This is a genomic window from Pseudomonas sp. LBUM1668 (assembly GCF_059695715.1).
This window is the reverse complement of the sequence record NZ_CP166787.1, coordinates 6,025,382-6,032,969: the sequence shown is the minus strand read 5'-3', so window position 1 is coordinate 6,032,969 and position 7,588 is coordinate 6,025,382. Positions and strand designations below refer to the sequence as shown.

The 7,588-nt window shown below is 55.4% G+C and carries 7 protein-coding genes; all 7 read left to right on the top strand.

Translation table 11 applies throughout. The annotated features are described in order from the left end of the window. Positions 1 to 566 precede the first annotated feature (566 nt). The 7 genes from rpmH (at position 567) to rsmG (ending at position 7,586) form a co-directional block, all read left to right on the top strand. Positions 567 to 701: a 50S ribosomal protein L34 gene (gene rpmH, locus ACA061_RS27270; protein WP_003213577.1), complete on the top strand. Its 135-nt coding sequence runs from the start codon at positions 567 to 569 to the stop codon at positions 699 to 701. A 16-nt stretch (positions 702 to 717) separates the two neighbouring features. Further along, on the top strand, positions 718 to 1,119 hold the full coding sequence (gene rnpA, locus ACA061_RS27265; RefSeq protein ID WP_042556900.1) for a ribonuclease P protein component: 402 nt from the start codon (positions 718 to 720) through the stop codon (positions 1,117 to 1,119). After that, a complete protein-coding gene (gene yidD / locus ACA061_RS27260; RefSeq protein WP_010465488.1) occupies positions 1,112 to 1,357 on the top strand; it encodes a membrane protein insertion efficiency factor YidD in 246 nt (81 codons plus the stop codon). The genes rnpA and yidD overlap by 8 nt, the downstream gene beginning before the upstream one ends. A gap of 2 nt (positions 1,358 to 1,359) precedes the next feature. Beyond that, entirely contained in the window at positions 1,360 to 3,042 is a 1,683-nt protein-coding gene (yidC, locus tag ACA061_RS27255) for a membrane protein insertase YidC (protein ID WP_497300344.1), read from the top strand. Between the two features lie 81 nt (positions 3,043 to 3,123). Continuing rightward, positions 3,124 to 4,494, top strand: coding sequence for a tRNA uridine-5-carboxymethylaminomethyl(34) synthesis GTPase MnmE (mnmE, locus tag ACA061_RS27250; protein ID WP_150616968.1), 1,371 nt, complete (start codon positions 3,124 to 3,126; stop codon positions 4,492 to 4,494). Between the two features lie 552 nt (positions 4,495 to 5,046). Continuing rightward, complete coding sequence (mnmG, locus tag ACA061_RS27245) at positions 5,047 to 6,945, top strand: tRNA uridine-5-carboxymethylaminomethyl(34) synthesis enzyme MnmG (RefSeq protein WP_150603655.1); 1,899 nt, start codon at positions 5,047 to 5,049, stop codon at positions 6,943 to 6,945. After that, entirely contained in the window at positions 6,942 to 7,586 is a 645-nt protein-coding gene (rsmG, locus tag ACA061_RS27240; protein ID WP_150616966.1) for a 16S rRNA (guanine(527)-N(7))-methyltransferase RsmG, read from the top strand. Before mnmG ends, rsmG begins: the two co-directional genes overlap by 4 nt. The last annotated feature ends 2 nt before the right edge of the window (positions 7,587 to 7,588 follow it).

Below are 7,588 nucleotides of genomic sequence, written 5' to 3'. Positions count from 1 at the left end.
GGATATCCCCTAAGTTGAAAGCCGGTGAGGCAAAAACAAGCGGCCATTGTAGCGGCGGGCCGTCCACTTATCCACATGCAGGTTGCCCCGAATCCATGATTTATCGCTGCGCTAACCGGAAAAAAGGCGACCAACGGTGTGTGAATAAGCTCTGTGGATAACCGCCTCTAAGGGCATTGGACAAGTAGGGGCTAAACTCAGTGGATAACCTGCCTGTGTATAACAGCCCATTCCACACACAGGTTATCCGACAGTGCAGCACAGGCTGAACACGGTTTTCCACTGTAGTTGTCATCCTCTGTACATCAGGTTAGACATGGCCTAGATGTAGTTATCCACAGCAGATCGCGTCCCTAGCTTTTATAAGCTTTACAGAAAAGCTTTAAATAATTCCCTTCTTTAATTTTATTTAAGGCGAACAGGCTTTCAGCCAAAGAAGGTCCTGAGATCTATTTATAAGGAAACGTTGGTTGGAAATTGACCTGAAGGCTTGCTTTCTCTAGAATCCCCGGTCTCTTAAAACGGGGGCCATTCCGGCCCGTTGTGGACGAACCAGGTAACACGACATGAAACGTACTTTCCAACCAAGCACCATCAAACGCGCTCGTACTCACGGTTTCCGTGCTCGCATGGCTACCAAGAACGGTCGCGCAGTCCTGTCGCGTCGCCGCGCCAAAGGTCGTGCGCGTCTGGCAGTTTGATAATCCGGTACTGGAGGTGAGTCAGGACTTCAGTCGGGAAAAGCGTCTGCTTACCCCCCGGCATTTCAAGGCAGTCTTTGACTCCCCTACCGGCAAGGTTCCGGGGAAAAATCTCCTGCTCCTTGCGCGCAACAACGATCTTGATCACCCCCGTCTCGGGTTGGTTATCGGGAAAAAGAGCGTAAAGCTCTCCGTTGAGCGCAATCGCCTCAAACGTCTGATGCGCGAATCGTTCCGTCTGCACCAGGATTCACTGGTCGGCTGGGACATCGTTATCGTCGCGCGCAAAGGTTTGGGTGATGTAGAAAACCCCGAATTGATTCAGCATTTCGGCAAACTCTGGAAGCGTCTGGCCCGTAACAATCCAGTTCCAGCAGTCAAAACCGAAACTGTAGGGGTAGACAGTCCAGATGCGTAAACTGGCCCTCGTTCCGATCCAGTTTTATCGCTATGCCATTAGTCCTTTGATGGCCAGCCACTGTCGTTTCTACCCCAGTTGTTCCTGCTACGCGTATGAAGCCATTGAAAATCATGGCCTTCTACGCGGTGGCTGGCTGACCTTTCGTCGTTTAGGTCGCTGTCATCCGTGGAATCCCGGTGGTTATGACCCGGTTCCACCTATCCCTACCTCCCGTTCTTCTTCGATGGCCGAGTAATCATGGATATCAAACGCACGATCCTGATCGTCGCCCTGGCAATCGTGTCCTACGTTATGGTTCTTAAATGGAACCAGGACTATGGCCAGGCTGCCCTGCCGACTCAGAATGTTGCTTCCAGTACGACTACATCCGGTTTGCCGGACACCGCCACTGGCAATAATGCTGCCGCCAGTGACGATATTCCGCGCTCCGCTAGCGATACCAGCGCACCAGCTGAAACTCCGGTGGCTGCCAGCAAGGATCTGATCCAGATCAAAACCGACGTGCTCGATCTCGCGATCGATCCACAAGGTGGTGACGTTGCTCAACTGACCTTGCCTCTGTATCCGCGTCGTCAGGATCGTCCAGACGTTCCGTTCCAGCTGTTCGACAACGGCGGCGAACGTATTTATCTGGCGCAAAGCGGTCTGATCGGTACCAATGGCCCGGACGCAAATCCGGCTGGTCGCCCTGTCTACTCCGCCGAGAAGAAGACTTATCAACTGGCTGACGGTCAGGACCAAATGGTCGTTGATCTGAAGTTCAGCAAGGACGGCGTCAATTACATCAAGCGTTTCACTGTGAAACGCGGCCTGTATGACGTAACCGTTTCCTACATTGTGGATAACCAGAGCGCTCAGCCCTGGAATGGCGCGATGTTCGCTCAGTTGAAGCGCGACGACAGTGGCGATCCTTCGTCCACAACTGCTACCGGCACCGCGACTTACCTGGGCGCTGCCCTGTGGACAAGTTCGGAGCCGTACAAGAAAGTGTCCATGAAGGACATGGACAAGGCGCAACTCAAGGAAACCGTCACCGGTGGTTGGGTAGCCTGGCTGCAACACTACTTCGTGACCGCATGGATTCCGGCGAAGGGCGAAAACAACATCGTCCAGACCCGTAAAGACAGCAAAGGCAACTACATCATCGGTTACACCGGTCCAACAATGACCGCTGCACCAGGTGCCAAAGTTGAAACCAGTGCTGTTCTGTACGCCGGTCCGAAAAGCCAGGCCGTGCTGAAAGAGTTGTCCCCAGGTCTGGAACTGACTGTCGACTACGGCATCCTGTGGTTCATTGCCCAGCCGATTTTCTGGCTGCTGCAACACATCCACGCGATCGTGGGTAACTGGGGCTGGTCGATCATCTTCCTGACCATGCTGATCAAGGGTATTTTCTTCCCTCTGTCGGCTGCCAGCTACAAATCGATGGCGCGCATGCGTGCCGTTGCGCCGAAACTGGCTGCACTGAAAGAGCAACATGGCGATGACCGGCAGAAAATGTCGCAAGCCATGATGGAGCTGTACAAGAAAGAGAAGATCAATCCGCTGGGCGGCTGCTTGCCGATCCTCGTGCAGATGCCGGTTTTCCTTTCGCTGTACTGGGTTCTGCTGGAAAGCGTGGAAATGCGCCAAGCGCCGTTCATGCTGTGGATCACTGACCTGTCGATCAAGGATCCGTTCTTCATTCTGCCGATCATCATGGGCGCAACCATGTTCATCCAGCAGCAGCTGAACCCGACTCCTCCGGATCCGATGCAGGCGAAGGTCATGAAAATGATGCCAATCATCTTCACCTTCTTCTTCCTGTGGTTCCCGGCTGGTCTGGTGCTGTACTGGGTAGTGAACAACTGCCTGTCGATTGCACAACAGTGGTACATCACGCGTAAGATCGAAGCGGCTGCGAAAAAAGCCGAGGCGTAACTTGTTCTGTGGATAACACCACTCAAAACGCCCCCTAGTGGGGCGTTTTGCTATCTGCCACTTTTGTCTGGATTACGGTTTATGAGCGCACCTCGTGAAACCATTGCAGCTGTCGCCACCGCTCAAGGTCGCGGCGGTGTGGGCATCGTCCGAATTTCCGGTCCGCTGGCCAGTGTTGCGGCCAATGCTATCGCCGGCCGCGAACTGAAACCGCGTTATGCCCATTACGGCCCGTTTTTCAGTGATGACCAGCAAGTGCTCGACGAAGGTCTTGCGCTGTATTTTCCCGGGCCGAACTCATTTACCGGGGAAGACGTGCTGGAATTGCAGGGCCACGGCGGCCCGATCGTTCTGGACATGTTGCTTAAGCGTTGCCTGGAGCTGGGCTGTCGTTTGGCTCGCCCGGGTGAATTCAGCGAACGCGCGTTTCTCAATGACAAACTCGACCTGGCCCAGGCCGAGGCGATTGCCGACCTGATCGAGGCCAGTTCTGCACAGGCCGCGCGCAATGCCCTTCGTTCATTGCAAGGCGCATTCTCCCAGCGTGTGCATAACCTTACCGAACAGCTGATAGGCCTGCGTATCTACGTCGAGGCCGCCATCGACTTCCCGGAAGAAGAAATCGACTTCCTCGCCGATGGCCACGTACTGAGCATGCTCGACAAAGTGCGTGAGGAATTATCCACAGTACTGCGCGAAGCCGGCCAGGGTGCCTTGCTTCGCGATGGTATGACCGTGGTGATTGCCGGCCGTCCCAATGCCGGCAAGTCCAGCCTGCTGAATGCCTTGGCGGGCCGTGAGGCAGCGATCGTGACCGAGATTGCCGGTACCACACGGGATATTCTGCGCGAACATATCCACATCGACGGTATGCCTCTGCACGTTGTGGATACCGCAGGTCTGCGCGATACCGACGATCAGGTGGAAAAGATCGGCGTCGAACGCGCATTGAAAGCCATTTCTGAAGCGGATCGGGTGCTGTTGGTCGTAGATGCGTCGGCGCCTGAAGCGTTGGACCCGTTTGCCTTGTGGCCGGAATTTCTCGAGATCCGCCCAGATCCGGCGAAAGTCACGTTGATCCGCAATAAAGCTGATCTGACAGGCGAAGCAATTGCTCTGGAAACAAGCGACGACGGCCATGTGACCATCAGCCTGAGCGCCAAATCTGCAGGCGAAGGCCTGGAATTGCTGCGTGAACATCTCAAGGCCTGCATGGGCTACGAGCAAACCTCAGAAAGTAGCTTCAGCGCCCGTCGCCGTCATCTTGAAGCCTTGCGCCACGCGAGTGCGGCGCTGGAACACGGTCGCGCGCAATTGACGCTGGCCGGGGCTGGTGAATTGCTGGCTGAAGATTTGCGTCAGGCCCAGCACTCCCTGGGTGAAATTACTGGTGCATTCAGCTCCGATGATCTGCTCGGACGAATCTTTTCCAGCTTCTGCATCGGTAAATAACCTTCCTGCTGTTTACAGGCGGGCCCATTCGCGGCCCGTCTGCTTCCCTCATCATTGAATTGATTCCAGAAGTGCCGGGCAGATTGATGCTCCCTGAGCGAATTTCCCCTGCGCGCAATTTGCTCATTCATCAGATTTCTGTGGATTAAGCCCTGTGAATAACTGCCACTGAGGTCAGTTGATAACAGGGCCTGAAAACTGGATATAACTCGCTCTGTGGATAACCACCCCTTTCATCCACAGGCTTAAACCGGTTATCCAAGCCGCTCATGGCCACATGGTCACAGGGTTTTAAATCTCTGTACACATTGAATAATAAGGCCTGTAGAGATCTATCCACAGAAAACGTGCTCAGTAAGAATAAGCATTAAAACAAAGGTTTTATAAATTTCTTTCTTTTTTATTCTTTTAAGCTCGAGTTCTCCACAGCTGGTTAATTTTTGTTCAGAGGGTTCTTTAGGCAGGGCGAAGTCCCTATACTTGTCGACCAGGTCCAGAACCTGATCTCAAACTATTCCTGAATTACCTACTTAAGCAGGCACGAGGTGCGTGGTGGATTTCCCTTCCCGTTTTGAAGTGATCGTCATCGGCGGCGGTCATGCCGGTACCGAGGCAGCACTGGCGTCAGCACGTATGGGGGCAAAAACCCTGTTGCTGACGCATAACGTGGAAACCCTCGGCGCCATGAGCTGCAACCCCGCTATCGGTGGCATTGGCAAAAGCCATCTGGTCAAGGAAATCGACGCCCTAGGCGGCGCGATGGCCATGGCTACCGATAAGGGCGGCATCCAGTTTCGCGTATTGAACAGCCGCAAAGGCCCAGCCGTACGGGCAACTCGTGCGCAAGCCGACCGGGTTTTGTACAAAGCGGCTGTCCGCGAAATTCTGGAAAATCAGCCGAACCTGTGGATATTTCAACAAGCTGCCGATGACCTGATCGTAGAACAGGAACAGGTACGCGGTGTTGTCACCCAGATGGGTCTGCGTTTCTTTGCCGATTCCGTGGTGTTGACCACTGGCACCTTCCTCGGTGGACTTATCCACATCGGTTTGCAGAATTTCTCCGGCGGTCGTGCCGGTGATCCGCCGTCGATTGCTCTGGCACACCGTCTGCGTGAAATGCCGCTGCGTGTGGGTCGATTGAAAACCGGCACACCGCCGCGTATCGATGGCCGGTCTGTGGATTTCTCGATGATGGCCGAGCAACCGGGCGATACGCCGATCCCGGTGATGTCGTTCATGGGCAACAAGGAACAGCATCCGCGGCAAGTCAGCTGCTGGATCACCCACACCAACGCCCGTACCCACGAAATCATTGCCGCGAACCTCGACCGTTCGCCGATGTATTCCGCTGCCGGCGAGATCGAAGGCATAGGCCCGCGTTATTGCCCGTCGATCGAAGACAAGATTCACCGCTTTGCCGACAAGGAAAGCCATCAGGTGTTTATCGAACCGGAAGGTTTGACCACCCATGAGCTGTACCCGAACGGGATATCCACAAGCTTGCCGTTCGACGTGCAATTGCAAATCGTGCAATCGATCCGCGGTATGGAAAACGCGCACATCGTGCGTCCCGGTTATGCGATCGAGTACGACTACTTCGATCCGCGTGACTTGAAGTACAGCCTGGAAACCAAAGTCATCGGCGGTCTGTTCTTCGCCGGGCAGATCAATGGCACCACCGGTTACGAAGAAGCTGGTGCTCAGGGTTTGCTGGCCGGGGCCAACGCCGCACTGCGTGCGAAGGGCAAAGAAGCCTGGTGCCCGCGCCGCGATGAGGCGTACATCGGGGTTCTGGTCGATGACCTGATCACCCTGGGTACCCAAGAGCCGTACCGCATGTTCACTTCCCGTGCCGAGTACCGCCTGATCCTGCGCGAGGACAACGCCGACCTGCGCCTGACCGAAAAAGGTCGCGAGCTGGGTCTGGTCGATGACGCGCGTTGGGCGGCCTTCTGCAAGAAACGTGAAAGCATCGAACTCGAAGAGCAGCGCCTGAAAAGCACCTGGGTCCGCCCGGGCACGCAACAGGGCGATGCCATCGCAGAAAAATTCGGTACGCCGCTGACCCACGAATACAACTTGCTCAACCTCTTGAGTCGCCCGGAAATCGACTACGCTGGTCTGGTCGAAGTGACCGGGCACGGCGCCGAAGATCCACAGGTCGCCGAACAGGTCGAGATCAAGACCAAATACGCCGGTTACATTGACCGTCAACAGGACGAAATCGCTCGTCTGCGCGCCAGCGAAGACACGAAACTGCCTGTGGATATCGATTACACCAACATTTCCGGTCTCTCCAAGGAGATCCAGAGCAAGCTCGGCGCCACTCGTCCAGAGACGCTGGGTCAGGCTTCACGGATCCCGGGCGTGACCCCGGCAGCGATTTCGCTGTTGATGATTCATTTGAAAAAACGCGGCGCGGGCCGTCAGTTGGAGCAAAGCGCTTGAGTTCTAAGGTCACTTCGCAACACGCCGAAGAGTTATCCACAGGAGCCCGTGAGCTCGGGATCAATCTCACTGAAACCCAGCACGAATTGCTGTTGGGTTATCTGGCCTTGTTGATCAAATGGAACCAGGCCTACAACCTCACGGCTGTGCGCGATCCGGACGAAATGGTGTCGCGTCACTTGCTCGATAGTCTGAGCGTGATGTCGTTCATCGAAAACGGCCGCTGGCTCGACGTCGGCAGTGGCGGCGGTATGCCGGGGATCCCGTTGGCGATCCTGTATCCGGACTCGCAAGTGACCTGTCTGGACAGTAACGGCAAAAAAACCCGCTTCCTGACTCAGGTCAAACTCGAACTGAAACTGGATAACCTGCAAGTTATCCACAGTCGTGTCGAAGCCTTCCAGCCTGCTGAGCCGTTCAACGGGATCATTTCCCGGGCGTTCAGCAGCATGGAAAACTTCAGCAACTGGACTCGCCACCTCGGCGATGCCGATACACGCTGGCTGGCAATGAAGGGCGTTCATCCGGCCGATGAGCTGGTAGCATTGCCGGCAGACTTCAAACTCGATAGCGAACACGCCCTGGCCGTACCCGGTTGCCAAGGCCAACGCCATCTGCTGATACTGCGCCGCACGGCATGATT

Coding starts and splice junctions, on each gene's coding strand:
- yidD (WP_010465488.1), top strand. CDS start 1,112: ATGCGTAAACTGGCCCTCGTTCCGATCCAGTTTTATCGCTATGCCATT.
- yidC (WP_497300344.1), top strand. CDS start 1,360: ATGGATATCAAACGCACGATCCTGATCGTCGCCCTGGCAATCGTGTCC.
- mnmE (WP_150616968.1), top strand. CDS start 3,124: ATGAGCGCACCTCGTGAAACCATTGCAGCTGTCGCCACCGCTCAAGGT.
- rpmH (WP_003213577.1), top strand. CDS start 567: ATGAAACGTACTTTCCAACCAAGCACCATCAAACGCGCTCGTACTCAC.